The following is a 1,062-nucleotide window of genomic DNA, read 5'->3' on the forward strand; positions in this document are numbered from 1 at the left end:
ATCAATTGCGAACTTATCACTATTGGCTTAACTCGTTTAATTCTGTAAGAGATATTCCATTGAACAAATTTTCACCAAAAAAGATGAAAACTATAAATATCAACAACTTAAAAAAACAAAACAAGCAATAAGGAAAGGGGGGTATGGGAAAAGTGAAGGAGTAAACATTTACGGGAATAAGAGATTTTTCAAAAAAGAGAGAAAAAATTGATAAACGCAGACAATTACATCAACTTTAAGTGATAGAAGACCTAAATAGGTATTGCTACTTTGTTACTAGTTACACATTGAACATTAAGATTTTATAAATTAGGCAGATATCTCACCTCAGCTTACGATAAGTCTGCTTGACTTACCTTTAAACATAGAGCGGAAAACAGGTACAAAATAGAACTGGTGCAGCTCTGTGTAGAGACGCAAGTCCTCAATATTCACTGGAATCACTCGCCGAATACAATCCGTTTAGCTTTTGAGTATAAAAAAGGCTCGGTATCAACCAAGCCTTTGAGCGATCGGATTACTTCGTAATGCGACATGTACTCTGCGATATTTCGTTGACGATCAAAATCGCTTCGTCACCTTTGGTGTGGAGCACTAACATTTGGTCATGAGATAGATACCTTACACCAGAAGCCGAGCGGACTTGTTTGAGCTCAAGCTCTCTTGCGCCATCAACGGTAATCCGCGCTTTTTCCTGCTCAAAACGGGCAGCAAACTGATGGCCGTCATCACACTGATATTGGTACTCTGGCACATTGGAAGTACAGCCTCCAAGTACAAGCAAACTACCTAGGGTCAAAGTGATTTTAGCCGGAAGAGAAATCATTCTTCAGGCGCCCAAACGCGAATGTTCACGTCCAAATCCGCTGGTGCGTAAACCACAACAGGTAGCTTGCTGTTGTAACGGTAAAGGTCGCGTGTTGGCATTTGAACGAAAGTCTCTACCTTCTCCATGTCTTCAGGACAAGCCATTAATGTAGAGATGCCGCCTGCTGGAGAAGCGTCAACTTGGTAGTAAGTGTAACCCCAACCTTCTAGCGAATGCTCGCTCACACTGCCGCC

General features: G+C 41.6%; 2 protein-coding genes. Both read right to left on the reverse strand.

Annotated features, from left to right (window positions below; genetic code table 11):
- Positions 1-517: 517 nt before the first annotated feature.
- Entirely contained in the window at positions 518-826 is a 309-nt protein-coding gene (locus tag AC4MRV_RS22175) for an MliC family protein (RefSeq protein ID WP_005533088.1), read from the reverse strand.
- The coding region (locus AC4MRV_RS22180) for an ecotin family protein (protein ID WP_491189423.1) at positions 823-1,062 on the reverse strand (240 nt) is incomplete at its 5' end. The genes AC4MRV_RS22175 and AC4MRV_RS22180, both read right to left, overlap by 4 nt.

The organism is Vibrio sp. (genome assembly GCF_984391705.1).

Bases quoted from the DNA above. Each gene is read 5' to 3' on its own strand.
- AC4MRV_RS22175 (WP_005533088.1), bottom strand. From the start codon at position 826: ATGATTTCTCTTCCGGCTAAAATCACTTTGACCCTAGGTAGTTTGCTT.